The organism is Streptomyces sp. ISL-100, from assembly GCF_018614615.1.
Classification (GTDB): domain Bacteria; phylum Actinomycetota; class Actinomycetes; order Streptomycetales; family Streptomycetaceae; genus Streptomyces.
Genome location: NZ_JAGGOK010000002.1, coordinates 197,057 through 223,378 on the forward strand (window position 1 = coordinate 197,057; position 26,322 = coordinate 223,378).

28 protein-coding genes and 1 pseudogene are annotated in these 26,322 nt (G+C 70.0%); 15 read left to right on the forward strand and 14 right to left on the reverse strand.

Annotated features, from left to right (window positions below):
* Positions 1–25: 25 nt before the first annotated feature.
* From J7E89_RS01000 to J7E89_RS01020, 5 genes are all read right to left on the reverse strand, one after another.
* Positions 26–1,111, reverse strand: coding sequence for a low specificity L-threonine aldolase (locus J7E89_RS01000; protein WP_214967134.1), 1,086 nt, complete (start codon positions 1,109–1,111; stop codon positions 26–28).
* A 5-nt stretch (positions 1,112–1,116) separates the two neighbouring features.
* Positions 1,117–1,878 carry an SDR family NAD(P)-dependent oxidoreductase gene (locus tag J7E89_RS01005; RefSeq protein ID WP_214967043.1) on the reverse strand — a complete coding sequence of 254 codons (762 nt, stop codon included), beginning with the start codon at positions 1,876–1,878 and terminating at the stop codon, positions 1,117–1,119.
* 26 nt (positions 1,879–1,904) lie between these two features.
* Positions 1,905–3,302, reverse strand: a complete 1,398-nt coding sequence (locus J7E89_RS01010; protein WP_214967045.1) for a DUF6421 family protein — start codon at positions 3,300–3,302, stop codon at positions 1,905–1,907.
* 81 nt (positions 3,303–3,383) lie between these two features.
* The gene (locus tag J7E89_RS01015; protein WP_214967047.1) at positions 3,384–4,379 is read right to left on the reverse strand and encodes an alpha/beta hydrolase; all 996 of its coding nucleotides are present in this window, start codon (positions 4,377–4,379) and stop codon (positions 3,384–3,386) included.
* The gene (locus J7E89_RS01020) at positions 4,376–5,527 is read right to left on the reverse strand and encodes an LLM class flavin-dependent oxidoreductase (RefSeq protein ID WP_214967049.1); all 1,152 of its coding nucleotides are present in this window, start codon (positions 5,525–5,527) and stop codon (positions 4,376–4,378) included. Before J7E89_RS01020 ends, J7E89_RS01015 begins: the two co-directional genes overlap by 4 nt.
* 52 nt (positions 5,528–5,579) lie before the next feature.
* Here J7E89_RS01020 and J7E89_RS01025 point away from each other — a divergent pair, with 52 nt between their 5' ends.
* The 3 genes from J7E89_RS01025 to J7E89_RS01030 all read left to right on the forward strand — a co-directional run bounded on the left by J7E89_RS01025 (position 5,580) and on the right by J7E89_RS01030 (position 7,137).
* Positions 5,580–6,176, forward strand: coding sequence for a PadR family transcriptional regulator (locus J7E89_RS01025; protein WP_214967051.1), 597 nt, complete (start codon positions 5,580–5,582; stop codon positions 6,174–6,176).
* A 113-nt stretch (positions 6,177–6,289) separates the two neighbouring features.
* Entirely contained in the window at positions 6,290–6,415 is a 126-nt protein-coding gene (locus J7E89_RS41705; protein WP_285439185.1) for a hypothetical protein, read from the forward strand.
* 38 nt (positions 6,416–6,453) lie between these two features.
* The gene (locus tag J7E89_RS01030) at positions 6,454–7,137 is read left to right on the forward strand and encodes a glycerophosphodiester phosphodiesterase family protein (protein WP_214967053.1); all 684 of its coding nucleotides are present in this window, start codon (positions 6,454–6,456) and stop codon (positions 7,135–7,137) included.
* Between the two features lie 220 nt (positions 7,138–7,357).
* Here J7E89_RS01030 and J7E89_RS01035 read toward each other — a convergent pair whose 3' ends face one another.
* The gene (locus tag J7E89_RS01035) at positions 7,358–7,909 is read right to left on the reverse strand and encodes a GNAT family N-acetyltransferase (RefSeq protein WP_214967055.1); all 552 of its coding nucleotides are present in this window, start codon (positions 7,907–7,909) and stop codon (positions 7,358–7,360) included.
* 69 nt (positions 7,910–7,978) lie between these two features.
* Between J7E89_RS01035 and J7E89_RS01040 the strand changes: the two genes are divergently transcribed.
* The 6 genes from J7E89_RS01040 to J7E89_RS01065 all read left to right on the forward strand — a co-directional run bounded on the left by J7E89_RS01040 (position 7,979) and on the right by J7E89_RS01065 (position 12,377).
* Positions 7,979–8,365, forward strand: coding sequence for a VOC family protein (locus J7E89_RS01040; RefSeq protein WP_214967057.1), 387 nt, complete (start codon positions 7,979–7,981; stop codon positions 8,363–8,365).
* A gap of 108 nt (positions 8,366–8,473) precedes the next feature.
* Positions 8,474–9,061, forward strand: a complete 588-nt coding sequence (locus tag J7E89_RS01045) for a DUF5134 domain-containing protein (RefSeq protein WP_308315284.1) — start codon at positions 8,474–8,476, stop codon at positions 9,059–9,061.
* Positions 9,062–9,155: 94 nt separating this feature from the next.
* A complete protein-coding gene (locus J7E89_RS01050) occupies positions 9,156–10,091 on the forward strand; it encodes a M56 family metallopeptidase (protein ID WP_214967059.1) in 936 nt (311 codons plus the stop codon).
* Between the two features lie 98 nt (positions 10,092–10,189).
* Positions 10,190–10,894, forward strand: a complete 705-nt coding sequence (locus J7E89_RS01055) for a phosphatase PAP2 family protein (protein ID WP_214967061.1) — start codon at positions 10,190–10,192, stop codon at positions 10,892–10,894.
* Positions 10,891–11,586, forward strand: a complete 696-nt coding sequence (locus tag J7E89_RS01060; RefSeq protein WP_214967063.1) for an HAD family hydrolase — start codon at positions 10,891–10,893, stop codon at positions 11,584–11,586. The genes J7E89_RS01055 and J7E89_RS01060 overlap by 4 nt, the downstream gene beginning before the upstream one ends.
* 149 nt (positions 11,587–11,735) lie before the next feature.
* Positions 11,736–12,377 (forward strand): TetR/AcrR family transcriptional regulator, encoded by a 642-nt coding sequence (locus J7E89_RS01065; RefSeq protein ID WP_214967065.1) that lies wholly within the window; start codon positions 11,736–11,738, stop codon positions 12,375–12,377.
* Here J7E89_RS01065 and J7E89_RS01070 read toward each other — a convergent pair.
* The gene (locus J7E89_RS01070; protein ID WP_214967067.1) at positions 12,365–13,852 is read right to left on the reverse strand and encodes an LVIVD repeat-containing protein; all 1,488 of its coding nucleotides are present in this window, start codon (positions 13,850–13,852) and stop codon (positions 12,365–12,367) included. The genes J7E89_RS01065 and J7E89_RS01070 overlap by 13 nt on opposite strands.
* Before the next feature lie 118 nt (positions 13,853–13,970).
* Here J7E89_RS01070 and J7E89_RS01075 point away from each other — a divergent pair, with 118 nt between their 5' ends.
* Positions 13,971–14,657, forward strand: a complete 687-nt coding sequence (locus J7E89_RS01075; protein WP_308315285.1) for a DUF305 domain-containing protein — start codon at positions 13,971–13,973, stop codon at positions 14,655–14,657.
* 54 nt (positions 14,658–14,711) lie between these two features.
* On the opposite strand, the gene J7E89_RS01080 is transcribed toward J7E89_RS01075, so the two are convergent.
* Positions 14,712–15,332: a DUF6214 family protein gene (locus tag J7E89_RS01080; RefSeq protein ID WP_308315286.1), complete on the reverse strand. Its 621-nt coding sequence runs from the start codon at positions 15,330–15,332 to the stop codon at positions 14,712–14,714.
* A 31-nt stretch (positions 15,333–15,363) separates the two neighbouring features.
* On the opposite strand from J7E89_RS01080, the gene J7E89_RS01085 reads away from it, so the two are divergent.
* The gene (locus tag J7E89_RS01085) at positions 15,364–16,725 is read left to right on the forward strand and encodes an FAD-dependent oxidoreductase (protein WP_214967069.1); all 1,362 of its coding nucleotides are present in this window, start codon (positions 15,364–15,366) and stop codon (positions 16,723–16,725) included.
* Between the two features lie 81 nt (positions 16,726–16,806).
* Here the strand turns inward: J7E89_RS01085 and J7E89_RS01090 are convergent, their stop codons facing one another.
* The 6 genes from J7E89_RS01090 to J7E89_RS01115 form a co-directional block, all read right to left on the reverse strand.
* Positions 16,807–17,160, reverse strand: a complete 354-nt coding sequence (locus tag J7E89_RS01090) for a helix-turn-helix transcriptional regulator (RefSeq protein WP_214967071.1) — start codon at positions 17,158–17,160, stop codon at positions 16,807–16,809.
* 82 nt (positions 17,161–17,242) lie between these two features.
* Positions 17,243–17,899: a hypothetical protein gene (locus J7E89_RS01095; RefSeq protein ID WP_214967073.1), complete on the reverse strand. Its 657-nt coding sequence runs from the start codon at positions 17,897–17,899 to the stop codon at positions 17,243–17,245.
* Positions 17,896–18,774 carry an ATP-binding cassette domain-containing protein gene (locus J7E89_RS01100; protein WP_214967142.1) on the reverse strand — a complete coding sequence of 293 codons (879 nt, stop codon included), beginning with the start codon at positions 18,772–18,774 and terminating at the stop codon, positions 17,896–17,898. The genes J7E89_RS01095 and J7E89_RS01100 overlap by 4 nt, the downstream gene beginning before the upstream one ends.
* Positions 18,775–18,882: 108 nt before the next feature.
* Positions 18,883–19,980, reverse strand: coding sequence for an NADH:flavin oxidoreductase/NADH oxidase (locus tag J7E89_RS01105; protein ID WP_214967075.1), 1,098 nt, complete (start codon positions 19,978–19,980; stop codon positions 18,883–18,885).
* A 113-nt stretch (positions 19,981–20,093) separates the two neighbouring features.
* The gene (locus tag J7E89_RS01110) at positions 20,094–20,942 is read right to left on the reverse strand and encodes an SMP-30/gluconolactonase/LRE family protein (protein ID WP_214967077.1); all 849 of its coding nucleotides are present in this window, start codon (positions 20,940–20,942) and stop codon (positions 20,094–20,096) included.
* Entirely contained in the window at positions 20,939–21,709 is a 771-nt protein-coding gene (locus J7E89_RS01115; RefSeq protein ID WP_214967079.1) for an IclR family transcriptional regulator, read from the reverse strand. Before J7E89_RS01115 ends, J7E89_RS01110 begins: the two co-directional genes overlap by 4 nt.
* A 204-nt stretch (positions 21,710–21,913) precedes the next feature.
* Here J7E89_RS01115 and J7E89_RS01120 point away from each other — a divergent pair, with 204 nt between their 5' ends.
* The 4 genes and pseudogenes from J7E89_RS01120 (at position 21,914) to chvE (ending at position 26,293) form a co-directional block, all read left to right on the forward strand.
* Entirely contained in the window at positions 21,914–23,056 is a 1,143-nt protein-coding gene (locus J7E89_RS01120) for a mandelate racemase/muconate lactonizing enzyme family protein (RefSeq protein ID WP_214967081.1), read from the forward strand.
* Positions 23,053–24,066, forward strand: coding sequence for an alcohol dehydrogenase catalytic domain-containing protein (locus tag J7E89_RS01125; protein WP_214967083.1), 1,014 nt, complete (start codon positions 23,053–23,055; stop codon positions 24,064–24,066). Before J7E89_RS01120 ends, J7E89_RS01125 begins: the two co-directional genes overlap by 4 nt.
* A gap of 116 nt (positions 24,067–24,182) precedes the next feature.
* A pseudogene (locus tag J7E89_RS01130) lies at positions 24,183–25,181 on the forward strand (hypothetical protein).
* Between the two features lie 5 nt (positions 25,182–25,186).
* Positions 25,187–26,293, forward strand: a complete 1,107-nt coding sequence (gene chvE, locus J7E89_RS01135; RefSeq protein ID WP_214967085.1) for a multiple monosaccharide ABC transporter substrate-binding protein — start codon at positions 25,187–25,189, stop codon at positions 26,291–26,293.
* Positions 26,294–26,322: the final 29 nt, after the last annotated feature.

A 26,322-nucleotide genomic window follows, 5' to 3' on the forward strand; every position in this document is an offset into this window, starting at 1 on the left:
ATGCGCCGCGCGGGGCTTCTTCGAGCTACCTGGCCATCTCTTCCTTGAGTGCCTGCACGAAGCCGTCCACGTCGCCCTCGGTGGTGTCGAAGGAGCACATCCAGCGCACGTCACCGACCGCTTCGTTCCAGAAGTAGAAGCGATAGCGCTTCTGCAGACGCTCGCTCACGTCGTGCGGCAGGCGCGCGAAGACGGCGTTGGCCTGCACCTCGTAGAGGATCTCGACGCCGTCCACCTGGCGGACGCCGTCGGCGAGCCGCTTGGCCATCGCGTTGGCGTGGCGGGCGTTGCGCAGCCACAGGTCACGCGCGAGCATCGCCTCCAGCTGCACCGAGACGAAACGCATCTTCGAGGCGAGCTGCATCGACATCTTGCGCAGATGCTTCATGGCGCGCACGGCGTCCGGGTTGAGTACGACCACGGCCTCACCGAAGAGCATGCCGTTCTTCGTCCCGCCGAAGGTCAGGATGTCGACGCCCACGGTGTTCGTGAAGGTCCGCAGCGGTACGTCGAGCGAGGCCGCGGCGTTGGATATCCGGGCCCCGTCGAGGTGCACCTTCATCCCGTGCTGGTGCGCGTGGTCGCAGATCGCCCGGACCTCGTCCGGCGTGTAGACCGTGCCCAGCTCGGTGTTCTGGGTGATCGAGACGACCTGCGGCATGGCGCGGTGCTCGTCTTCCCAGCCGTACGCCTGCCGGTCGATGAGCTCGGGGGTGAGCTTGCCGTCCGGCGTCGGTACGGTCAGCAGCTTCAGGCCGCCGACGCGCTCCGGGGCGCCGCACTCGTCGACGTTGATGTGCGCGGACTCGGCGGCGATGACCGCGCCCCAGCGGTCGGTGAGCGCCTGCAGGGCGACCACGTTGGCGCCCGTCCCGTTGAAGACGGGGAACGCCTCGGCGAACGGGCCGAAGTGGCTGTGCATGATCCGCTGCAGGTGGTCGGTGTAGTCGTCCTCGCCGTAGGCGACCTGGTGGCCGCCGTTGGCGAGGGCGAGGGCGGCGAGCACCTCGGGGTGGGCGCCCGCGTAGTTGTCGCTCGCGAAGCCGCGGACCCGCGGGTCGTGGTGCCGGCGTGCGTCGGTCTTCGCCGCGTTCGCCGGATCCGGGTTCACGGCATTCACGGCTTGGGAGTCAGCCACAGACGCTGTCCATTCACTTCCCTGGCGGGCTTGTCCCAGACTCCGGCGATGGCCTCGGCCAGTTCCTTGACGTCCGTGAAGCCCGCGAACTTCGCGTTCGGGCGCTCGGCGCGCATCGCGTCGTGCACCAGTGCCTTGACGATCAGGATGGCAGCCGCCGTACGCGGGCCCTCCTCGCCCCCCGCCTTGCGGAACGCGTCCGCGAGAGCCAGGGTCCACGCCTCGGCGGCAGCCTTGGAGGCGGCGTACGCGGCGTTGCCGGCGGTGGGCTGAGAGGCACCGGCCGCGCTGATCAGCAGGTAGCGGCCGCGGTCGCTGCGCAGGAGCGGGGCCTGGAAGGCGAGGGAGGTGTGCTGGACCGTTCGGATCAGCAGCTTCTCCAGCAGATCCCAGTCCGCCAGGTCCGTCTCGGCGAACGTCGCACTGCCGCGCCAGCCGCCGACCAGGTGAACCATGCCGTCGATCCGGCCGAATTCCTTCTCGGTCTTGTCGGCCCACTCGCGGGTCGCGCGGAGGTCGAGGAGGTCCACGGTGTCGCCGACGACGGTGGCGCCCCCATGGGCGTACCTGGCGGCGTCGACGGCCTCGGCGAGGCGCTCGGCGTTCGCGTCCGAGCCGACCACGATCGCGCCTGCCTCGGCCAGCCTGAGCAGAGTAACCCGACCCGCGGGTCCGCCCGCTCCGGCCACCGCGACCACGGCGCCTTCCAGCGGTCCGCCGTTGCCGTTGCTGCTTGTCATGGTCGTCTCCTCCTGGGCGCGAGGGCTCACGCGGACACCCGCTCGGCGCTCGCCGCGGTGATCCCCTTGGTGGAGGCGATCACGTTCTTCAGCTTCTTGGCAAGGGCCTCATAGAACATGCTCAACGGAAACTCGTCCGGAAGCACATCGTCCACGAGCTTGCGCGGCGGCAGCGACAGGTCGAGGGCGTCGGGGCCCTTGGCCCAGCGCGATCCGGGGTGCGGAGCGAGATACGTCGACACCAGGTCGTACGCGGCGAACCAGTGGACCAGCTTGGGACGGTCGATGCCGGCCCGGTAGAGGTCCTCGATCTCGGCGCAGAGCTGGTTGGTGACCTGCGGGGCCCGCTCCCAGTCGATCTTCAGCGTGTTGTCGGTCCAGCGCACCACGTCGTGCTTGTGCAGGTACGCGAAGAGCAGCTGGCCGCCGAGACCGTCGTAGTTGCGGTTGCGGTCACCGCTGACCGGGAAGCGGAACATCCGGTCGAACAGCACGGCGTACTGGACGTCACGGCCGTGCGTGTTGCCCTCGGACTCCAGCTTCACGGCCTCCTTGAAGGCAGTGAGGTCACAGCGCAGCTCCTCCAGGCCGTACATCCAGAACGGCTGGCGCTGCTTGATCATGAAGGGGTCGAACGGCAGGTCGCCGTGGCTGTGGGTGCGGTCGTGGACCATGTCCCACAGGACGAACGCGTCCTGGCAGCGCTTCTGGTCGGAGACCATCGCGCGGATGTCGTCCGGCAGCTCGAGACCGAGGATGTCGACGGATGCCTCGGTGACGCGGCGGAAGCGGGCAGCCTCGCGGTCACAGAAGATGCCGCCCCAGCTGAAGCGCTCGGGGGCTTCCCGTACGGCGATCGTCTCGGGGAAGAGCACCGCGGAGTGGGTGTCGTACCCGGCGGTGAAGTCCTCGAAGGTGATGCCGAGGAAGAGCGGGTTGTCGTAGCGGGTGCGCTCCAGCTCCGACAGCCACTCGGGCCACACCATGCGCAGCACGACCGCTTCGAAATTGCGGTCCGGGTTGCCGTTCTGGGTGTACATCGGGAAGACGACCAGGTGCTGGAGGCCGTCGGCGCGCTGCTGAGCGGGCTGGAAGGCGAGCAGCGAGTCCAGGAAGTCCGGGACGACGAAGCCACTGGCGACCCACTTGCGCAGGTCGGCGACGAGCGCACGGTAGTACGCCGCGTCGTGCGGCAGCAGGGGTGCGAGCACCTCGACCGCGTTGATCATTCGGTCGACAGTCGCCTCCGCGGTGGCGCGGGTCGGGGCGCCCTCGGCGTCGAAAGCAATGGATCCGTCCGCCGACTGCCAGGGCCGGACCGCCTCCACGGCATTCTTGAGCTCGGGCCAGGCCGGGTGCTCGACCACGCGCCGGGCACCAGGTATGCCATCGGCGACTGTGTCCTGCACAAGAATTTCCGTCATGTCACTTCCTCCACGGGAGAACCTCGCGTCAAGGCACCGTATAGGTGTTCTGGTCTCCCATTCAAGCTCACCCTCAATAAATTATCCTGCCGAGCCCCCGTGATCGCCGCCATTCTTCCTGTCTTTTGCCGTACGGGCGATGGCTTCTGCCACGCCAGTGAGCGCGTCCCGGGCGTCGGCGAGGAGCCCCGGGAAGGCGAAGAAGCCATGGAACATCCCGGGATAGTGCGCTTCGGTGACCGGCACTCCGGCGGTGCGCAGCCGCTGCGCGTACGCCCGCCCCTCGTCGCACAGCGGGTCGCAGCCCGCCGTGACGATGTGCGCGGGCGGCAGCCCGGACACGTCGCCGGTCCGCAGCGGGGAGGCGTGGCGGTGGCCGCCGTCGCCGTCCGGGCCCAGATACTGCTCCCAGAACCAGCGCAGCGCGCCGGCCTCCATGAAGTAGCCGGTGGCGTTGGCGCGGTAGGAGCGGGTGTCCTGCGCGGAATCGGTCGCCGGGTAGACGAGCGCCTGGAGGGCCAGGGCGGGGCCGCCCCGCTCCTTGGCGACGATCGCGATGACGGCCGAGAGGGTGCCGCCCGCGCTGTCGCCCGCCACGACCAGGGCATCCGGGTCGCCGCCCAGCTCCCCGGCATGGTCCGCGGCCCACAGGAGGGCGGCGTACGCATCCTCGACGGCGGCGGGGAAGGGGGCCTCCGGCGCGAGCCGGTAGTCGACGGATACCAGCACGGCGCCCGACGTGCGGCAGAGCTCGCGTACAGAGTCGTCGTGGCTGTCCAGACCGCCGATGACCCAGCCGCCGCCGTGGAAGTAGACGACGGTAGGGCGGGGGCCGGGCGCCGCGTCCGGCCGGTAGACCCGCACCGGTATGCCCGGAGAGCCTGAGGGACCGGGGACAGTACGGTCCTCCACCGAGCCCACCGCCGGCGGCTCCACGGGGGGCCTCGGCAGCGCGTCGATGATGCGCCGGGCCTCGACGGCGTCGGTCACGGCCCCGCCCAGATCCGGAAAGGCGGACGCCATGAGGTCGACCAGGGTGCGGGCCCCGGGGGTGAGACGGTCGGGCTCACCGGTCATCGGAAGCTCTCCCTCTTCCTCTCGTTCACGTACGGATTGAAGTGCGGAATGACCTTCTCGCCCCACTGCCGGATCGTTTCCAGGCACGCTTCCTGCGGCACCGTGCCCATCTGGATCAGGCACATGATCTCGTCGGCACCGGCGTCACGGAGGCGTTCGGCGTAGGCGATGGCGTCGTCGGCCGTGCCGTAGGCGTGGTCGGCGTTGAAGGTGGCCGTGGCGGCCGGGCGTACCGGGATGCTGTGCTCGTGGAGCCGCGCGACGACCTGCTCGGCCGCCCTGCGCATCTCGGCCGCCTCGTCGGCGCCCTCGACGACCGCCTCGTCGGGGATGCCGGCGCCGCCGTACCAGTGGCCGATGGACTGCGCGAAGAAGCGCTGGCCGCGGGTCCCGATGCGCCGGGCCTGCTCGCGGTCGTCGAGCACGATCGTCGGGCAGAGCACGGAGAAGTGGTCGTTTACGGCGGTTGAGACGAAGCGGTCCGGTGTACGGGCGGCGAGCGCGGCGTCGTAAGCCGTGCGCATCTGTGCGATCGACTCCGGCCCGGCGAATCCCATCACCAGCGCCCCGATGCCGAGTTCAGCGGCCTGGGTAAGGGTCTCGGTGCGGCTGCACGCGAGGAAGAGCGGGGGGTGCGGCGTCTGCTGGGGCCGGGGGAGGATCGGGTGCGGCGGGATGTCGATCAGCTCACCGTGATATTCGAGCTCGTCCTCCTGCCACGCCTTTCCGATGATCCGCAGCGCTTCCTCCACCTCCCGCGTCGTACGGTCCCTGTCGACGCCGCACAGCGACGTCTCCTGCTCCGTGCCGCCGCGCCCGGCCCCCAGGTCGAGCCGCCCGCCGGAGAGCAGATCGAGCATCGCGGCGCGCTCGGCGACGCGCACCGGGTGGTTGAAGTTGAAGGGCATGCAGACGACACCGTGACCGATGCGGATGGTCGTGGTCTTCGCGGCGACCCACGTCAGGAAGATCTCCGGGGCGGACATGTGCGCGTACCACTTCAGGGAATGGTGCTCGACGGCCCAGATCCGGTCGAAGCCCATCTGCTCGGCGAGTACCGCCTGTTCGACGCTGTCGCGGATGACCTGATGCTCGCGTTCGACGGTGGGGTCGGCCAGCTGGGCCTCGAAGATCACGGAGAACTTCACGGTGCCTCCAGGGGGTTGCGTCCTTGGGGCTGCGCTTATTTCAATTAGTCATATGACTAGTCGTCAGACTGAAAAGAAGCAAGAGTCCGAACTGCCGCCGACCGCATGGGCGGTGCTCGGCCTGCTCTCCTTCCCGGGCGAGCGAACCGGTTACGAGCTGAAGAAATGGGCCGACGCCTCACTGCGCTTCTTCTACTGGGCGCCCGCGATCAGCCAGATCTACGCGGAGCTGCGCCGGCTCGAAGCCCTCGGTTACGCGGCCTCCCGGCGCTCGGGTCCCGAGGAGCCGCGCGCGAAGCGCCGATACGCGATCACGGGAACGGGCCGAGCGGCGCTCGCCGCGTGGGCGGACGGCTCCGGGGACGCGGGCCCGCCCGTTCTCAAGCACCCTCTGGTGCTCCGCGTCTGGCTGGGTCACTTGGCGGACCCGGATCGCCTCCGCGCGCGCGTGGCGGACCATATCGCCCGTACGAGCGGCGAGCTGAAGGAGGTACGGGACGCCCTGGCCCGCACCGAAGGAGTCGCGCAGTGGGCGCACCCGCACGTGGCGCTGCGCTGGAGCGAGCGGCAGCATCTGGCGGAGCTGGAGCTTGCCGAGGCCATGCTGGCGGATCTGGACGGGCTGAGCACGGCGCCGCGTCAACACTGACGGGGCGCGCCCACGCACGAGTGACGCAGGTCGCGGACAGCCGCCCCGCGGCGGTAGGACGGAAGGGAGCCGCCTCGATCCCCTTCTCTGCGATCCGCCGGGAGCCATACCGCGTGAGTACCCGTGCAGTCCTTGTCGCCGCCCTGATCACGGGTCTGATCCTCGGGATCGCCGGAGCCCGAGCGGAGCACTCCGCTTCCCCGCGCGAGACGGGTTCCCTCAGCGAAGCGGGCCGTTAGGCTGCCCGGGAGCCGCCGTCGACGGAAGCGAGATTGCCTTGAGTTTCCTCACCATTGGTCACCGCGGGGTCATGGGTGTCGAGCCGGAGAGCACCCTCCGTTCCTTCGTCCGTGCCGAGCAGGCCGGCATGGACGCCATCGAGCTCGACCTGCATCTGAGCAAGGACGGCGCGCTCGTCGTCATGCACGACGCCGAGGTGGACCGTACGACCGACGGCCGGGGCGCGATCGCCGACCTGACCCTCGCGGAACTGCGGGGGCTCGACGCGGGGCAGGGCGAGCGCGTCCCGCTCTTCGAGGAGGTCCTGGACGCGGTGAAGTCGCCGCTCCAGGCGGAGATCAAGGACGCGGCGGCGGCGCGGGCGCTGGCCGCGGTGATGCACCGGCGTGATCTGACGGGCCGCGTGGAGGTGTCGTCGTTCCACGACGAGGCGGTCGCCGAGATCTCGTCGCTGGTCCCCGGCGTACGGACGGTGCTGATCGCCAGCCGTTACGGCAACGACGTGGTGGACCGCGCCAGGGCGGTGGGCGCGCCGACCCTGGCGCTGAACATCCGCCGGCTGACCCTGGAGACGGTGGAACGGGCGCACGCGGCGGGGCTGCGGGTCATTGGGTGGGTGGTGAACACGCAGGATCATCTGCGGCTGGTGCGGGCGCTGGAGCTGGACGGTGCGACTACGGACTACCCGGAGATCCGCCGGACGGGGCGCTTCACGGCGTAGGCGGCGCGGCGGGGCGCGGGGCGGGCGCCTGCGGCGGGCTTGTTCCCAACCCCGCCCCTTCCCGAACTGGGGCAAGCCCCAGCCCCCAGACCACACAGACGCCCTACGGGCGTGTCCTCAAACGCCGGACGGGCCGGATGGATCCCCGCGCGGCGGAGCCGCAAATGTCACGGCCTGGCAGAGGCGGGGCGGGAAATGGCCCGCCGCGGGCGATCGCGCCCTAGCCCAGCGCCTTCACCAGCAGCTCGAACTCCAAGTCGTCCCGCTGCGGAACGCCGAAGCGCTCGTCGCCGTACGGAAAAGGCGTCATCCGCCCCGTACGCCGGTAGCCACGCCGCTCGTACCACGCGATGAGATCCTCCCGCACGGAGATCACCGTCATGTGCATCTCCCCCACCCCCCAGACCTCCCGCACCATCCGCTCCGCCTCAGCGATGATCACCTTCCCGAGGCCCCCGCCCTGTGCATCGGGACGTACGGCGAACATGCCGAAGTACGCGGCCTCCCCCCGGTGTTCGAGCTGGCAGCAGGCAACCAGCACACCGTCCCGCTCCACCGCGAGCAGCCGGCTGTCCGGCGACTTGATCACATCGAGGACGCCCTCGGGATCGGTCCGCTGCCCTTCGAGGATGTCCGCCTCGGTGGTCCAGCCGGACCGGCTGGAGTCCCCCCGGTACGCCGACTCGATGAGCGCGACAAGCGCCGCCACGTCGGCCTCGGTCGCGTCACGGAAGGTGAGCTCGGCGGCGGCCGGGCGCGGGGTGGTCTCCATGGGGGCGCTCTCCAGATCTGTGCGGCGGGTCGGGCGCCCCGAGCGTAACGCGCGCTAAGGTCCGGGTGCATGGTGCATGTACTGAGCAGCAGGACGCTTCTGCGGCCCACGGATCCGGAGCGTTCCCGCGCGTTCTACGGCGAGGCCCTGGGGCTCGCCGTCTACCGCGAGTTCGGCACGGGCCCCGAGCGCGGAACGGTGTACTTCCTCGGCGGCGGCTTCCTGGAGGTCTCCGGCCGCTCCGACGCCCCTCCCTCCCCCGCCCTCCAGCTGTGGCTCCAGGTCGCGGACGCGGCCGCGGCGTACGACGAACTGACGGCGCACGGCGTGGAAGTGCTGCGACCGCCGGTCAAGGAGCCGTGGGGACTGATCGAAATGTGGATCGCCGATCCCGACGGAGTGCGCATCGCGGTCGTGGAGGTTCCGGCGGACCATCCGCTGCGCTACCGCCCCTGACCCCGGCGTGCCCCCTGTGCACCCCCGTGCGCTCGCGTACGACGCGGCGCGGGCGGGCATCGACGGGACGGGAGGGACACCGTCGATCGTCGATCGGGGAGGTATGCCGTGCACGGACAGGTGATGTCCGGCTGGCTGCTCGTGGCGCTGTGCGCCGCGACCGGCGCGTACTGCCTGCTGCGTCTGCGCAGCGGCAGGGGGGAACACCGCGAGGGGGCGGCCGGCGAGGCTCTGATGGGGTTCGGGATGGCGGCGATGGCGGTGCCTGCCGCGGTCCTCGCGCCGCCGGGGTGGGGATGGATGCTGTACGCCGCCGTATTCGGCGCGGCGGCGCTGCGGGCGCTGTGGCAGGCCCGGGGGAGCGGCGCGGTGCACGGGCACCACGCACATCACCTGGTGGGGTCGCTGGCCATGGTCTACATGGCGCTGGTGATGGCGCCGGGCGGCGCGAGTTCCGCGCATGCGGGACACGCGGCCGGGTACGCGGCGGGCGGCGTTCCTCTGCTGACCGGTGCGCTGCTGCTGTACTACGCCGCGTACGTGCTGCGCTCGGGGGTGAGGCTGATGCCGGTGGCCGCGGGGGCCGTGGAGGCGGGGCCCGGGGGGCGGATGGCCTGGGGTGCGCGGCCCGAGCTGGCGCTCGCCTGCCAGGTTTCCATGGGTATCGGCATGATCGCGATGCTGCTCACTTTGTGAGACGCGCCGGGGAAACGATTCGAAGCGGTGTCCTGCGTCACATGCGGGCCGCGGTCATACCCGCGAGTAGGGTCGCGCTCATAGGCTGGTCCGCATGACGGTCTCCTTCGCGCTTCTGCTGCTCGGTGTCGTCGCCGCCGTCGCGGCCCCGCGGCTCATGTCGCGCGCCGACTGGCGGGAGCGCGAACCCGTGGTGGCCCTGTGGGTGTGGCAGTGCGTTGTGGCTGCCGTGCTGCTGTGCTTCGGCCTGTCGATGACGTTCAGCGCGGCCGCCGCCTGGCAGGCCGTACGGGGCCAGGTCTTCGCGCCCGCTCCGCACGGCGTGATGGAGGCGTACGCCCTTGTCGCGTACGGGCCTTGGTCCGCGGTCATCGCGGTGCTGCTGGCGTGCGGAGGCGCCTGGACAGCGGCGATGCTGACGCGGGAGATCCGCAGGGCGCACGTACGGCGCGGGCAGCGGCGCGCGGAACTGCTCGTGCGCGCCCCGCTGCTGCCCGGCGAAGAGCCCGGCAGTGACCGGCTCGTCGTACTCGAAGGTGAGCGCCTCGACGCGTGGTGGCTGCCGGGCGCCACGCCGCAGCTGGTCATCACCACGGCCGCGTTGCGGCGCCTGAAGGGGCACCAGCTCGACGCCGTACTCGCCCATGAACAAGGCCATGTCCGGGCCAGGCACGACTGGCTGCTGCACTGCGCGTCCGCGCTCGCGATCGGGTTCCCGCAGATTCCGGTGTTCGCGGCGTTCCGCGACGAGATGCACCGGCTGGTGGAGCTGGCCGCCGACGATGTGGCGTCGCGGCGCTTCGGCCGGCTCACGATCGCCCTCGCTCTGGTCGAACTCAATGAGGACCGCGGAGTGTTCGGCCCGTGCCCGACACCGCACGCCCAACTGCCGCAGCGGGTCGACCGGTTGCTGGCAGCCGCCCCGCGGCTCACCGCGGGGCGCCGGCTGCGGCTGACGGCCGCGGCCTCGCTCGTTCCCGCCGTGCCGCTGCTGGTGGCGTTCGTGCCGGGGCTCAGCGCGCTGGGATAGCGGTGTGCGCGAAGACGGCCGCGGAATGACCCCGGCGTCCGGGATGGCCTCGGCCCCCGGGATGGCCCCGGGCGCCGGCGGTGAGCGAGGATCTTTCCATGCGCTCCTCCAGGCCGACTCAGCCGCCCCAGTCGCCCCCGCCGTCCCGTCCGGAACCTCCAGCCCCCGTACGCGCGGCCGTTGTCCTCTCCGCTCTCTCGGTTGCGCTGCTGCTGCTGGTCGCGTTCGAGTGGCGCCCCCTGGTCTCGTTCGACCGCTCAGTCGCGGACGCGCTGCACGACTCGGCGGTCGGCCACCCCGCTGTCACACAGACCAACCGGATCCTGTCCGACTGGGTGTGGGACCCGTGGACGATGCGTGCACTGGTGGCCGTTGTCTTCCTTTGGCTGCTGCGGCAGCGGGAACGGCTTCTGGCCCTCTGGATCGCCGCCACCAGTGCGCTCGGCGCTCTCGTACAGCAGGGCCTCAAGGGAGCGGTCGGCCGTGAGCGGCCCGAATGGCCGGATCCGGTCGACTCCGCGCACTTCTCGGCCTGGCCGTCGGGCCATGCGATGACGGCGGCGGTCACCTGCGGGCTGCTGGTGTGGCTGCTCGTGCTGCGCGGCGCGGATCCCCGGCTGCGCACCGCCGTGCTCGTGGTGGGGACGGTCTCCTGGGTCGGTGTCGGTGTCACCCGGCTGTATCTGGGCGTGCACTGGGTGTCCGACGTGCTGGGCGGCTGGTTGCTCGGAGGGGCCGTCGTCGCCCTTTCGGTGGTGGCGTACGGTCGCTTGGTCGCTTCCCGGGAAGGACCCTCCGTATGACGTTCAAGGGTGCGCTCTTCGACTTCTCCGGCACGCTGTTCAGGATCGAACCGACCGAGGTGTGGCTTCGCGCCGTTCTCGACGACGAGGGACTGTCCGTACCGCCGGACGACTTCGCACGGTACGTACGGCAATTGGAGGCGGCAGGGGCGCTGCCCGGCGGCGCCGCTCCGCAGCGGGTGCCGCCGCATCTGGGCGAGCTGTGGGCCACTCGCGACGAGAGCGCGGAGCGGCACCGCGCCGCGTACACGGGTCTGGCCCGCCAGGTCGCCCTCCCCGACGCACGCCTGTACGACGCCCTGTACGACCGCCACATGACGCCGGCCGCCTGGCGTCCCTACCCCGACGCCGCCGAGGTGCTCGGTGAACTGCGGCAGCGGGGCATCGGCATTGCTGTCGTCAGCAACATCGGATGGGATCTCAGGCCGGTCTTCCGTGCGCACGGGCTCGACGTGTGGGTGGACGCGTACGTCCTGTCGTACGAGCACGGCATCCAGAAGCCGGATCCGAGGCTCTTCAGGACCGCCTGCGAGGCGCTCGGCCACAATCCGCGCGATGTCCTGATGGTCGGTGACGACCGGCGGGCCGACGGCGGCGCGGCGGAACTGGGGTGCGCCGTGCACTTCGTGGACCATCGGCCGGCCGACGAGCGGCCCGCCGGGCTGCGCCCGGTGCTGAAACTGGTGGGGTGACGAGGAACCGGGCATGGCGAGCGTCTGTATCCGGCGGTCCCCCGCGCCGCCGGACACAGACAACAAGCCCACAGAGCAGGCCCGGCAAGGCGCCTGATGTGAGACCCTGAGTATATTGGCTACGGGCCAGTCAACGCAGGAGTTACAGAATGTCCCCGCGCAGCGCATCGGTCAATGAAGAATTGCGTCGCCGTTCCCGGGAACGGCTGTTGCAGGCCACCGTGGAGCTCGTCGGGGAGCGCGGCTACGAGGCGACGACGCTCGGCGACATCGCGGACCGGGCCGGATCGGCACGCGGACTGGTCTCGTACTACTTCCCCGGCAAACGGCAGTTGCTGCAGTCGGCCGTTCACCGGTTGATGCACCGGACGCTCGAATCGGCTCTGGAGCGCGAGCCGCGCACCGACGACGGCTGCGAACTGCTGGCCCGCGCGATCGACGCCGTACTGGGTCTCGCCTGTGACCACCCGGTGCTCATGCGCACCCACATGGCGGGCATTCTCCAGGCCGAAGGCTTTGTGCAGTGTCCTGAACAGCGGCGGCTGGCGGAGCTGCTGCGGGGCGCTGTCGTGCGCTACGGATCAACGGATGTGGACGCCGACTATCCACTGCTGCGCGCACTGCTGATGGGCGCGGTGTTCGCCGTGCTGCTGCCGGGGGCGCCGATGCCGCTTCCCAGCCTGCGAGCGGAGTTGTTCCAGCGGTACGGGCTGGACTGGGAACTCGGCGTACCGCCGGGCGGAGAACCGCCCGGCGGCACACGCGTGCGGACCGTGGATCAGCGGCGGTAGTCGGGCTGGGTCTGCACATTGAGCTCGTGCAGCCGGACCCTCTTGGCGCCGTCGGTGCGCTTGTCGTTGAGCTTCAGGACGTCGAAGCCCTTCGCCATGTCGTTCGAGTAGATGTAGCCGTTGTAGTAGTACGCCGACCAGGAACCGGCGGTGACCGTGGCGGTCGCGCTGACGGGGCCGCGCTCGAAGAAGGCGATCTCTTCGGGCTTGGACGAGTCGGTGAAGTCCCAGACGGAGAGGCCGCCCTGGTACCAGGCCTGGACCATGATGTCCTTGCCCTTGACCGGGATCAGCGAGCCGTTGTGGGCGACACAGTTCTCGTTGGCGGCCTGGTGGCGGTCGATCTTGAAGTAGCTCCGGAAGACCAGCTTGCGCTCGTCGCCCTTGCCGGTGATGTCGTAGATGCCGTCGGCGCCGCGCTTGGGGCCGGTGGCCTCGTTGCAGGTGGCGGCGTTGCCGCCACCGAGCTCGTCGGTGAAGACGACCTTGTTGGCCTTCTGGTTGAAGGTCGCGGAGTGCCAGAACGCGAAGTTGACGTTGTCCTGGACGCGGTCGATGACCCTGGGCTTCTCCGGGTCCTCGATGTCGAAGATGATGCCGTCACCCATGCAGGCACCGGCGGCCAGGTCCTTCGAGGACAGCACAGTGATGTCGTGGCAGCCGGTGGTCTTGGAGACGCCCGGGTTGGTGGGCGCGCCCGGGTTTCCGCCGTCCGGGAAGAGCACCGGGAAGTTCACGATCGCGGACTTCTCGGGGGCGCCGCGCGGCACCTTGATGATGGATATACCGTCGTGCGGCGGCTTGCAGTCCGGGAAAGTGTCGCTCGGCGAGTAGGAGGAGACGTAGACGTAGACGTTGCGCCCGTCGGGAACCAGGGTGTGCGTGTGCGAGCCGCACGCGGTCTCGACAGCGGCGACGTACTGCGGGTTGCTCTTGTCGCTGATGTCGAAGATCTTCATGCCCTCCCAGGAGGACTTCTCCGTCGCCGGCTGCGACGTGCTCGCGCACGAGTTGTCGTTGCGCGAGGAGTCCGTGGAGAGGAAGAGCAGGTCCCCGGAGACGGAAATGTCGTTCTGCGAACCGGGACACAGCACCTGGGAGACCGTCTTCGGGGCCTTCGGGTCGCTGATGTCGAGGATCCGGAAGCCGTCGTAGTTTCCGGAGAAGGCGTACTTGCCCTGGAACGCCAGGTCCGAGTTGGTGCCCTTGATGGCGTCCTTGGGGACGTTCACGAGGTGCTCGATGTTCTCGCTGTGGACGATCTCGTCCACACCGGGTATCTCGCCACTCTCGATGGCGGCCCTGGCTTCGGCCTGCTGCGAGGTGGTCAGGCTCTTCTTCTTCGCGGGCGCGTCCCCGGGGTCGGGGGTCGCGGCCGCGGGACCGGCCGTCAGCAGCGTGGCGATGAGCCCTGCCGCGGCTGTAGCCACGCCCAGGCGTCTGCGCCGCACGCGGGTGATGTGCAACGAGGTCACTGCGTCCTCCCTTGTATCCGTTCGTAGTTGAACGGTTAATACACCCCGGCAGTATCGTCGTTTGCATGCACATCTCAACAGATGGCAACGAAGACGTAATGTCCCACAGGAGGTCGCCGTGTTGATCCGCCGCCAGTCCACGCGCGCCCGGAGACCGCGAACGCACAGACCCGCACACGCGACAGCGGCGGTCGCGGTGGCCGCGGCTGCCGTACTGGGCCTCGGCGCCTGCGACGCGGGCGGGGAGGCCGCGCCGAAGGGCAAGGCGGCCGCCGGGCCTTCGGTGGTCGCACCGGGCAAGCCGGGTGAGCCCGCGAAGACCATGTCGGCCCAGGAGGCGGCGAAAGCGCTGCCCGACGGCTCGCCCAACGGCGCGGACTTCACGTACGCGCGGATGATGATCGAGCATCACGGCCAGGCGCTGGTGATGACCGAACTCGCGCCGAAGCGGGCCGAGTCGGCGAAGGTCAAGGGGCTCGCCGAGCGGATCGCGGGGGCCCAGGGGCCGGAGATCGCCGCCATGCAGGGGTGGCTCGACAACAACGGCGGCAAGAAGCACAAGGGCGGCCACGACCACGGCGCGATGCCGGGGATGGCCACGGACAAGCAGCTCGCGCAGTTGCGCGAGGCCGAGGGCACGGACTTCGACCGGCTCTTCCTGAAGCTGATGATCACTCATCACCAGGGCGCGATCGACATGGCGACCGAGGTCCTGGCGCAGGGGAACAACGTCCAGGTCGAGGAGATGGCGACCGACGTGCTCGCGCAGCAGACCGCCGAGATCGGCAGGATGCGCGACATGTAGTCCGATGCGGGGGCTGTGCCTGCGGGAGCGGCCGCGATTGATGCCGGGGCACGCCTAGCGGCGGTTGCGGCGGGGCGGCAGATGGCCCTCGTCGCGCGCGCTCGCGATCAGCCTGAGCGATTTGCGGCGGCTGCGCCCCGTCGCGCACATCACCGCGAGTACCGGGTCCTGCCCCGCCTGCTGGGCCGCCCGGTACGCCTGAGCCGCGATCCGCCGTCCCGCCTTGCCGCCGGGCCAGGACGGGCGGGCGCGTCTGACCGGCGGCGGCTTCACGGGCGACGGCTTCGGCTCGGACGCCTCTTCGGCGGGCGTACGGGGCGTCTCGGCGACCACCCGGCAGGCGCCGCCGAGCGGCCCTTCGACCCACTCCGCGGCCGCCGTGAAACCGCCCAGCGGCAGATCGGCGCGTACCTGCTCGACGGTGATTCTCTCCGCCGACATCGCGGCCAGTACGTCGATCCTGGCGCCGTCGGCGACGGTGAGCCGGACGTTGGACCAGGAGGGCCGTACCGACTCCGCCCTATTCGGTTCATAATGGTTGTTAACGTCAAAAAAGGTACTTCCAGCACGGTGAAAACGTAACCCCACCCCGCGCGGGGTCCGCCACGGCGCGCCCGCTGGTACGCCGCAAGGCACCCCCCAGAGCATCTCCCCCGGCCCGCCGATCGATGCCATGCTGGAGACCTTCGCGGGAAGGAGCCCTGCCGTGCTTCGAGTCGCAGTGATCGGTTCAGGTCCCAGCGGGGTCTACGCCGCGCAGGCTTTGGTGCAGCAGGACGCGGTGCCCGACGTACACGTACACGTACTGGACCGGCTGCCCTGTCCGTACGGACTGGTGCGCTACGGCGTCGCACCGGACCACGAGAAGATCAAGTCCCTCCAGGGCAGCCTGCGCACCGTGCTCGAACACGAGCGGATCACGTTCGTCGGCCATGCCGAGGTGGGAACGGCGGGACTCACCTGTGCGCGGCTGCTGGAGCTCTACCACGCGGTGGTGTACTGCGTCGGGGCCGCGACGGACCGCAGGCTCGGCATTCCCGGCGAGGATCTGCCGGGGAGCTATTCGGCCACCGATTTCGTCTCCTGGTACAGCGCGCATCCGGACGCGTCCGCAAACGGGTTCGCGCTGGCCGCGCGTTCGGCCGTCGTCATTGGCGTGGGCAATGTGGCGGTGGACGTCGCCCGCATCCTGGCGCGCGGCGCGCACGAGCTGCGGCCCACGGATGTGCCGCAGCCGGCGCTCGACGTGCTGGCGCGCAGCCAGGTGCGCGATGTGCACATGGTGGGCAGGCGCGGTCCTTCGCAAGCGAAGTTCACCACCAAGGAACTGCGGGAGCTCGGCACCCTGCCGGACGCGGGAGTGGTCGTACGGCCCGAGGAGCTCGCCCTGGATCCGGCGTACGCCGATCCCGAGTCGGCCATCGCTGTGGCCCTGCCCGCCGTGAACCGGCGCAATGTCGAGGTACTGCGGGGCTGGGCCGCGGGCGGCGACGGGCAGCGGGCCCGCCGCATCCATCTGCGGTTCTTCCTGCGGCCGGTGGAGGTGCTGGAGGAGAACGGGCGGGCAGCGGGGGTGCGCTTCGAGCGCACGGTGCCCGACGGGAGCGGCGGCGTACGCGGCACGGGGACGTACGAGGACATCGAGGCACAGCTGGTGCTGCGGTCGGTCGGTTACCGGGGTGCGCCGCTCCCCGGGCTGCCGTTCGACCCGGGGAGCGGGACGGTGCCGCACGCCGCGGGGCGCGTTCTGCGGGACGGTGTGCCGTCGCCGGGCGAGTACGTCGCAGGCTGGATCAAGCGGGGTCCGACCGGCGTTATCGGCACCAACCGGCCGTGCGCCAAGGAGACGGTGGCTTCCCTCCTCGCGGACGCGTCGGCGCTCGCCGGCCGCCAGCTCGTGGACGACCCGCTCGACGCGCTGCGGGAGTCGGGGATCCGCCCGGTCGTGTGGAACGACTGGCGGGCGATCGAGGCGGCGGAGGCGGCGCTGGGCGTCTCGCTGGGCCGCCGGTCGGTGAAGCTCCACGACTGGGAGGGGCTGCTGGCCGCCGCGCACGGCCAGAACTGAACGGCCAGAACGAAGCGGGAAACCGCACACTCCGGCGGGCCGGAGTGTGCCTGCTCCGGCCGGTCTCCCTCCCCCGGCTCGTCAGCCGTCGGTGCCGAGCCGGTCCGCCTCGAGGGCCGCTGCCTCCAGGACGCGGTCGATGAGGCCGGGGAAGAGCGCTTCCAGGTCCTCGCGGCGCAGCCCGTTGAGTTTGGCCGTACCCCGGTAGGCCTGCCGGATGACCCCGCTCTCCCGCAGTACGCGGAAGTGGTGGGTGGTCGTGGACTTGGTGACGGGGAGCGTGAAGTACGAGCAGGACAGCTCGGACTCGGCCACCGCCATTTCGCGGACGATGAGCAGGCGCATCGGGTCGGACAGGGCGTGGAGCACCCCTTCGAGGCGGATCTCGTCGCGCGTGGGGTGCGCGAGTTCACGCGTACTCGTTGCGGTGTTCACGGTGTCTCCAGTTCGTCCGGGAGTATCAATTGTACGACGCCCTTCGTAGTTCGGCGTTCTTCGTACGAGCGGTTCACGTGGGTCAGTCTTTGCGCGTCGCGAGGTATTGCGTGGCGCACGCGGAGATCAGCAGGACCGCGGCGGACACGGCGAGCATGCCGCCTGCGGGAACCAGCAGTTTCACGGAGTCGGAGGAGGTGGCCATCAATTGGAGGAGCCTGTTGACGGGTGGCATTCCCTGGACGAACAGCCCGACCGTCACCAGCGCGAGCGCGGCGACGAGCGCGTAGCCCTGGCGCGCGAAGACCAGCCGCGAGCAGAACACACCGATCGCGGTCCCCGCGCAGGCGCAGGCGAGCTGGGCCACCACACCGAGCAGCAGATCGGCCGCCCGGACGTCGTACGACCCGACCCACAGCGGGAAGAGGAGCCCGAGGACCGTCAGAATCAGGCAGCTGATCAGCACTGTGGAGACCGATCCGAGCAGCACCTTGAAGGACCGGCCGGCGCTGACGAGGACGATCGCCCGCTGCGGCGCGGTGTCGAGGCTGAGGAGCGCCATCGTCAGCCACGTCGAGCAGAGGAACAGCGCGCCGGCGCTGGACGCGTAGGCCGGCGGAAGCGGCCCGCTGCCGTTGACGGTCAGGACGCCCATGAGGCCCGTGAAGAGCAGCAGTGGGGCAAGGTATCGCTGAGTGTGCAGGACGATGGCGAACGAATAGCGGATCAGCGCGATCACCGGGTGCCCCTTTCCTGGACGGCCTCCCCGGCGCGACGGTCCCGCACGCCGCGCGTCACCCCCGCGACCGACCAACCGCTGCGCAGAACGCTCAGCAACAAAGCATCGCCGCGCTCCCGGCTCACCCGGACGACGATCTCCGCGCCGCGGCGGGTGACCGGCAGGGCGCCCAGCGCGCCCCAGTCCGGCTCGTGGGGCACTTGGCCGCCGTCCGGGCGTACCAGGACGATTTCGGTCTCGTCGCGATGTGCGACCACCGTGTCGGCGGTGGCGAGCGCGACCCGGCCGGTCCGTACGGCGTACGTGCGCGCGGCGTGGGCAGTGGTGACCGACTCCCGGTGGTCGGTGAACACCACCGAGCCGCCGCTCCGCGCCACCTCCGCGATGATCTCGGCCAGTACGCCGTGCGCCGAGGCGTCCAGTCCCGACCACGGTTCGTCGAGTACCAGCAGTCGTGGTTCCACCAGCAGCGCCTGGGCGAGCTCCACTTTCTGGGCATTGCCCTTGGAAAGGGTGTGCAGCCGGGCTTCCTTGCCGCCGGCCAGCGAGAGCCGGTCCAGCAGTTGGTGCGCCCTGGCCGATGCGGTGCGCGTCGGCATTCCCCGGATCCGCCCCATGTGCGTCAGATACGCGACGGCCGACAGGCGTCCGTTCGGCGAGAACCGGTCCGGCACATAACCGACTTCCCGCGGCCTTCCGGTGATCCGGCCGCCGGTCGGTCCGGTGATTCCGACCAGCATCCTCAAGAGAGTCGACTTCCCCGAACCGTTGCCGCCGGCGAACGCGACGACCTCGCCGGGGGAAATTTCGGCGTGGACGTCCTTGAGGATCCACCTTCCCCGGCCGTAGCGCTTGCTCACCGATTCGAGACGCAGCACGCCAACTCCTTGTCCCACGCGGCGAATCAATGACGCGTACGCGCTCACGGTATCGCGCGTGTGCACGGGAACGGCCGGCCGCCGTTCCCGTGCACACGGGGTTGCTCAGACCGCGCGGTGGTACTGCTCCGGGCTGTGCACCTCGCCGCCCAGTTCGCGTGCGGCGTGCCGGGCGAACGAAGGGTTGCGCAGGAGCTCCCGGCCGAGCAGTACGGCGTCCGCCTGGCCGTCGGCGAGGATCTTCTCGGCCTGCACCGGGTCGGTGATCAGGCCGACCGCGGCGACAGGCAGACCCGTCTCGGTACGGACCCGCTCGGCGAACGGCACCTGGTAGCCGGGGCCGACGGGGATCCGCGCGCGCGGCGCGAGCCCGCCCGTCGAGACGTCGAGCAGGTCCACCCCGTGTGCCTTGAGCTCACGGGCGAAGCGGACGGTGTCGTCGGCCGTCCAGCCGTCCCGTTCGTCCTCGCTGTTCTCGGTCAGCCAGTCGGTCGCCGAGATCCGGAAGAACAGCGGCAGCTCCTCGGGCCACACCGCGCGCACCGCGTCCACCACCTCCAGAGCGAAGCGCGAGCGGTTCTCGAAGGACCCGCCGTACTCGTCGGTGCGGCGGTTGCTCTGCGGGGAGAGGAACTCGCCGATCAGATAGCCGTGCGCGCCATGTATCTCGGCGACCTTGAAGCCGGCCGCGAGGGCCCGCCGTGCGGCGTCCGCGAACTGCCCGACGATCTCCGCGATCTGCACGGTGGTCAGCTCGGTGGGCACGGGATGGCCCTCGTCGTACACCAGCGGGCTGGGAGCCAGGGGCTGCCAGGCCTCGGGGTCCGCGACGAGGGGCGCGCCGCCGCGCCAGGGGCGGTCGGTGGATCCCTTGCGTCCGGCGTGGGCCAGCTGAATGCCCGGGACGGTGCCCTGGCCCTCCAGGAACGTGGTGATGCGGCGGAACGCCTCGACCTGCCGGTCGTTCCAGATGCCGAGGTCGGCGGGGCTGATCCGTCCCTCGGGACTGACCGCCGTGGCCTCCACCAGGATCAGGCCGGTACCGCCGACGGCGCGGGCGGCGTAGTGGGCGAAGTGCCAGTCGTGCGCGACTCCGGCGTTCGGTCCGAACACCTCCGCGCTGTACTGGCACATGGGCGCCATCCAGACGCGGTTGGGGATGGTCAGCGATCGCAGGGTGTAGGGCTCGAAGAGGGCACTCACGAGAAGGACTCCGTTTCAGCTGGTGCAGCTGGATCGATCGACTGCGCTTAGTACGATACACACCGTACTACGACGACCGTCAAATTACGAAGCCTTTCGTACAACGAGCCGGGTCACCCCGCGAAGGGTGTCAAGGGCAGCCCCAGGCCCGCGGCCGGGAAGACCAGCAGGGAGCCGGAGAGCGGGTGCGGGCGAGTGAGCCCGGTCCGGGCCGTGGTGACGTACAGATCACGCAGACCGGCGCCGCCGAAAGCACAGGCCGTCGGCCGGCTTACGGGCAGTTCGACGACCCGGTCGAGCCGCCCGCCCGGCGTGTACCGGCGGATCGCCCCGCCGTCCCAGAGGGCCACCCAGACGCAGCCGTCGGCGTCGACGGTGAGCCCGTCCGGATAACCAGCGCCCTCCTTGATCCGCACCCACGGCCGCCGGTTCATGACGCCTTCACCGGCCACGTCGAAGACATCGATGCGACGGGTGGGCGAATCGGCGTAATACATGAGGCGCCCGTCCGGGCTCCAGCCCGTGCCGTTGCTGACGGCGGCGGTCACTGCCCGCGTGGCCGTGCCGTCCGGCGCGATCCGGGTGAGACTTCCGCCGCCCGGCTCCTCGTCGTACCGCATGGTGCCCGCCCACAGGGCCCCGTCGGGGGCGACGGCTGCGTCATTGCCGCGGCGGCCGGGCACCGGGTCGCGCACCAGCCAGGAGAAGGCGAGGTCGGGCCCGTACAGGCCGATTCCGTCGCGGAGGTTGACGACCAGGCCGCCGCCGGCCCGCGGCTTGGCCGCGCCGACATGCTGTTCGGTGACCATGACCGTACGGCGGCCACTCACCGGGTCGTACGTGTGGATACGCGCGGACAGGATGTCCACCCAGATCAGCCGGCCCGTCGCCGCGTCCCAGGTCGGCCCCTCGCCGAGCGACGCCCGCTCCCGCACCGCGACCTGTACGACGTGCGGCTTCACGAGCGGACCCGGTGGCCGAGGCGTACCGACAGGTCGCCCGCACCCTTCGCCGCCAGCTCCGCCAGTTCCGCCTCCCGCTCCTCGCTCCACCGGATCATGGGTACGGAGATGGAGAGCGCGGCGACCACCCGCCCCGCACTGTCGCGCACCGGCGCGGCCACGCAGCTCACGTCCGGGTTCGACTCCCGGTGCTCGAAAGCGAGGCCGCGCTCCCGGATCTCGGCGAGGGCGGTGCGCAAATCGCCCGGATCAGTGATGCTGTTGGGCGTCATGGCAGCGAAATCCCGCCCTTCGACCCGCGCGTCGAGCTCCGCCTCCGACAACGAGGCGAGCAGCATCTTGCCGACGGAGGTGCAGTGCGCGGGCAGCCTGCGACCGGCGGCGGAGACCATCCGGACCGCGTGCGTCGAGTCCACCTTGGCAATGTAAATGACGTCGGTGTCCTCAAGGATGGCGACATGGACCGTCTCGTCGCAGGTCTCGGCCACCTCACGGGCCACCTGCTGCCCCTCCGCCGCGAGATCGAGCTGTTCCGCGTACCGGCTGCCGAGCTGGTATGTGCGCACACCGAGCCGGTAGCGGCCGGGCTGTTCGGGAACGGGCACCACATAGGAGCGCGCGGCGAGCGTGGTGAGCAGCTCGTGCACCGTGGTGCGCGGCAGCTGGAGCTTGCGCGTGACATCGGGCGCGGACAGCGTGCCGTCCCCCTCCAGGAACAGCTCGAGTATGTCCAGCGACCTCGTCACCGCCGGGACCAGTCGTCCCATGATCGGCCACCCACCCCTTCCGTTCGAAACTCCGACCATTGGCCGGTATGACGAACACAGGCTAACCACAGGTCCGTTCGCCGGGCAATGGGCAGCGCTTCATGGTGCGTAAGCCATTGACACCCCCCGGAGGTGCTGATTACGGTCACGCCAGCATTTCGAACGTGTGACGAAATCTCGAACACACCCCAAGGGACAACTGCCTTGCGTATTACGGGAATCAGCACGCATGTCGTCGGGACACCCTGGCGCAATCTCACCTATGTCGTCGTCCATACGGACGAAGGCCTCACCGGTGTCGGCGAGACCCGGATGCTCGGCCACACCGACGCGCTCCTCGGCTACCTCCGCGAGGCCGAGGCCAACCACATCGCGGGATCCGACCCCTTCGCCGTCGAGGACCCCCGGATGAAGTACGGCGACTACGGCCGGGCCGGCGAGATCGTCATGTCGGGCATCGCGGTCGTGGAGATGGCCTGCTGGGACATCAAGGGCAAAGCGCTCGGGGTGCCGGTCTGGCAGTTGCTCGGCGGAAAGGTCACCGACAGGGTCAAGGCGTACGCCAACGGCTGGTACACCACGGAGCGCACTCCCGAGGCGTACCACAAGGCCGCACAGACGGTCGTCGAGCGCGGTTACCGCGCGCTGAAGATCGACCCCTTCGGGACCGGCCACTACGAGCTCGACCACGCCGGGACGCTCTACGCGGTGTCGCTGATCGAGGCCGTACGGGACGCGATCGGCCCGGAGACCGAGCTGATGCTGGAGATGCACGGCCGCTTCTCCTCCGCCACGGCGGTGCGGCTCGCCCGCGAGCTGGCGCCCTTCCAACCCGCCTGGCTGGAGGAGCCGGTGCCGCCGGAGAACCTCAAGGCGCTGGAGAAGGTCGCCGCCAAGTTGGACATGCCGATCGCCACCGGGGAACGCATTCACGACCGGATCGAGTTCCGCGAGCTGTTCGAGTCGCAGGTCGCCGACATCATCCAGCCGGACCTCGGCCATGTCGGCGGAATCCTGGAGACCAGGAAGCTCGCCGCGACCGCCGAGACGCACTACGTGCAGATCGCGCCGCACAACGTGGGCGGCTCGGTACTGACCGCCGCGAGCCTCCAACTGGCGGCCTGCACCCACAACTTCAAGATCCTTGAGCACTTCAACGACTTCGCCGACTCTGAGATCAAGAAGGTGGTGCGCGGAGCGCCGGAGGTGGTCGATGGTTACTTCGAGGTCTCCCATGCCCCCGGTCTCGGCGTCGAGCTCGATATCGCGGCAGCCGCCGAATTCCCGCAGCAGCAGGCCAGGTTCGACCTGTGGTCCGAGGGCTGGGAGCAGAGGAAGCCGAAGTGAGCAGCCGTTCTGTTGTGATCGAGCGGCCCGGCGAGCACCGGCTGTTGGCCGGTCCACCGCCCGAGCCCGGTCCCGGCGAAGTGCTGGTACGGGTGGCCGCCGCCGGGATCTGCATGAGCGACCGGGAGGTGTACGACGGCCATCGCGACGCGGCGTATGTGCGCTATCCGGTGGTTCCCGGGCACGAATGGTCGGGGACGGTCGAGGCGGTGGGCGAGGGGGTCGACGCCGGGCTCGTCGGGCGTAAGACCGTCGCTGAGGGATTCCGGGCGTGCGGCACGTGCGAGCGGTGCCGCTGCGGCGATACGTCGCTGTGCACCTCGGGGTACGACGAGACGGGCTTCACGCAGCCGGGCGCCTTCGCCGACCACGTGGCCGTCCCCGCCCGGCTGCTGCATCCGCTCGCCGACGACGCCGACCTGCGGGCCGCCGCGCTGCTGGAGCCGGCCGCGGTAGTGGCTGCCGCCGTGCGGGCGGGGCAGGCGGAGGCGGGCGAGCGGGTGGCTGTGGTGGGGGCCGGCACGCTCGGACTGCTGGCGGTTCAGCTGCTGGCGGCCGGGAGCCCCGGCGAACTGGCGGTCTTCGACCCTCGTAAGGAACGGGCAGCTCAGGCGCTGGAGTTCGGGGCGACCAAGGCGCGTATGCCGGAGGAGGGCGCGGATCTGGCGGGACGGTACGACTTGGTCGTCGAGACCGCCGGAGCGCCTTCCACCGCGGCGTCGTCCTGTCTGCTGGCGCGGCGGGGCGGCCGGGTGATCCTCACCGGGATGTTCACGGCGGGGGCGACGGGTATCGATCCGGTGCATCTGTCGCTGAGCCAGCTCACGGTGCGGTCCGTCTTCGGGGCGCCGTCGTCGGCGTGGTCGTTCGCTGTACGGGCGTTCGGAGCGGGGCTGATCAATCCGCGGCCGCTGATCACGCACGAGTTCCCGCTGGAGCGGTTTGGTGACGCGGTCGCGCTGGTGGGAGGCGGCGACCCCCGGGTCGGGAAGGTGCTGCTGCGGCCGTAGCGGGCGGCCGGGGGCCTGTCATTTCCCCCAAAAAAACACCGCCCCTCACCCAACAAATCGAACCTCGTCCGAAATACCGAACCAAACAACCCAGGAACCAGGAACCAAGGAGTCTCGTGACAGCCCCGTCCCCGTCAGCCCCCCGCCGCCCCGGCGCGAGCGCACTGGCCCGCATCGGCCACTCCGCGCCGGACGACAACCCCGCCGACACCTCCCCGCACGCCTTCCCCGACGGCGGCACCTGGCGCACCGAGATCCCCTCCGTCGAAGGCCCCGAGGCGCTCGCCGTCGTACTCAAGGAAAGCTCCCGCCTCGACGTCCCCATCCACCGCATCAGCCAGGGCAGCGGCATCTGGATGCTGACCGACAGCGACATCACGGAGATGGTGGAGTCCTGCGCCGAACGCGACATTGAGCTCTGCCTGTTCACCGGCCCGCGCGGCACCTGGGACATCGGCGCCGCCACCCGCACCGACTCCGGCGGAGCGGGGCTGCGTGCCCGTGGGCACGACGCACTCGCCGGATGCGTCGAAGACGCCCTTCGGGCATCCGCACTGGGCGTGAAGTGCCTCCTCGTCGCCGACGAGGGCGTGCTGTGGACGCTGCACCAACTGCGCGCCGACGGGGTGCTGCCCGCCGACACCACCTTCAAAGTCTCCGCGCTGATCGGCCCGGTCAATCCGGCCTCGTACGCCGTGTACGAGCGGCTCGGCGCCGACTCCGTCAACATCCCCTCCGACCTCACGCTCGCCCACTTCACCGAGATACGCCGGGTCAGCCGCGCCCCCATGGACCTCTACGTGGAGGCGCCCGACGACCTCGGCGGCTACATCCGCATGTACGAAGCCGCCGAGCTGATCCGGCGCGGCGCGCCCCTCTACCTCAAGTTCGGGCTGTCCAAGTCCCCCGGCATCTATCCGTAGGGCGCCCAACTGCGCGACACCGCCCTGGCCGGCGCCCGTGAGCGCGTACGCCGCGGACGGCTCGTACTCGATCTGCTCGCCCGGCACGGCGCGGACGGCGGGATGTCCCCGCTCGGTTCCAGGCTGCCCGGCCCCCTCCACCGCTTCCCCGTCACCACCACCGTCACCACCACCACCCCCGCGAAGGACTGATCCGCATGACGCGACGCATATTCCGGGCCGCAACCGCCCTCACCACCACCGCGCTCGCCCTCTCCCTCGCCGCCTGCGGCCAGAACGCCGAGGGTGGCAGTAAGGAGAAGAAGTCCGCGGGGGACGGCACCATCGGCATCGCGATGCCCACGAAGTCCTCGGAGCGGTGGATCGCCGACGGCAACAACATGGTCGAGCAGTTCAAGAAGCTCGGCTACAAGACGGATCTGCAGTATGGCGAGGACGACGTCGACCAGCAGGTCTCGCAGATCGAGAACATGATCACCAAGGGTGTCGACGTGCTGGTGGTCGCCGCCATCGACGGCCGCGCGCTGGGCGACGTGCTCGGCCAGGCCGCCGACCAGGGCGTCAAGGTGATCAGTTACGACCGCCTCATCCTCGGCACCCCCAACGTCGACTACTACGCCTCCTTCGACAACGAGAAGGTCGGCGTCCTCCAGGCGACGTACATCATCGACAAGCTCGGGCTCAAGGACGGCGGCAAGAAGGGACCGTTCAATGTCGAGCTGTTCGCCGGCTCGCCCGACGACAACAACACCGGCTACTTCTTCCAGGGCGCCTGGAAGACCCTGAAGCCGTACATCGACAGCAAGCAGATCGTCGTCAGGAGCGGCCAGACCAAGCTGGACCAGGTCACCACCCTGCGCTGGGACGGCGGGACCGCGCAGAAGCGCATGGACGACCTGCTGACCAAGGCGTACGGCTCCGACGAGGTGGACGCCATCCTCTCGCCGTACGACGGGATCTCCATCGGCATCCTCTCCGCTCTCAAGTCGGACGGTTACGGTACGGCGGCCAAGCCGTACCCGGTCGTCACCGGTCAGGACGCCGAGGTCGCCTCGATCAAGTCGATCATCGCCGGGCAGCAGACGCAGACCGTCTACAAGGACACCCGGGCGCTCGCCAAGCAGGCGGTGCAAATGGCCGACGCGGTGCTGAACGACAAGAAGCCCGAGGTCAACGACACCAAGACGTACAACAACGAGAAGAAGGTCGTGCCGTCCTTCCTCCTCGACCCGGTCAGTGTCGACAAGACCAACTACCGGTCCGTTCTGGTCGATTCCGGATACATCAAGGCGAGCGACCTGTGACGGCGGGGCCAACAGCGCCCGTCCTGGAG

Coding starts and splice junctions, on each gene's coding strand:
- J7E89_RS01060 (WP_214967063.1), top strand. CDS start 10,891: ATGACGTTCAAGGGTGCGCTCTTCGACTTCTCCGGCACGCTGTTCAGG.
- J7E89_RS01035 (WP_214967055.1), bottom strand. CDS start 7,909: ATGGAGACCACCCCGCGCCCGGCCGCCGCCGAGCTCACCTTCCGTGAC.
- J7E89_RS01005 (WP_214967043.1), bottom strand. CDS start 1,878: ATGACAAGCAGCAACGGCAACGGCGGACCGCTGGAAGGCGCCGTGGTC.
- J7E89_RS01015 (WP_214967047.1), bottom strand. CDS start 4,379: ATGACCGGTGAGCCCGACCGTCTCACCCCCGGGGCCCGCACCCTGGTC.
- J7E89_RS01040 (WP_214967057.1), top strand. CDS start 7,979: ATGGTGCATGTACTGAGCAGCAGGACGCTTCTGCGGCCCACGGATCCG.
- J7E89_RS01050 (WP_214967059.1), top strand. CDS start 9,156: ATGACGGTCTCCTTCGCGCTTCTGCTGCTCGGTGTCGTCGCCGCCGTC.
- J7E89_RS01025 (WP_214967051.1), top strand. CDS start 5,580: ATGACTAGTCGTCAGACTGAAAAGAAGCAAGAGTCCGAACTGCCGCCG.
- J7E89_RS01115 (WP_214967079.1), bottom strand. CDS start 21,709: ATGGGACGACTGGTCCCGGCGGTGACGAGGTCGCTGGACATACTCGAG.
- chvE (WP_214967085.1), top strand. CDS start 25,187: ATGACGCGACGCATATTCCGGGCCGCAACCGCCCTCACCACCACCGCG.
- J7E89_RS01055 (WP_214967061.1), top strand. CDS start 10,190: ATGCGCTCCTCCAGGCCGACTCAGCCGCCCCAGTCGCCCCCGCCGTCC.
- J7E89_RS01010 (WP_214967045.1), bottom strand. CDS start 3,302: ATGACGGAAATTCTTGTGCAGGACACAGTCGCCGATGGCATACCTGGT.
- J7E89_RS01065 (WP_214967065.1), top strand. CDS start 11,736: ATGTCCCCGCGCAGCGCATCGGTCAATGAAGAATTGCGTCGCCGTTCC.
- J7E89_RS01080 (WP_308315286.1), bottom strand. CDS start 15,332: ATGGCATCGATCGGCGGGCCGGGGGAGATGCTCTGGGGGGTGCCTTGC.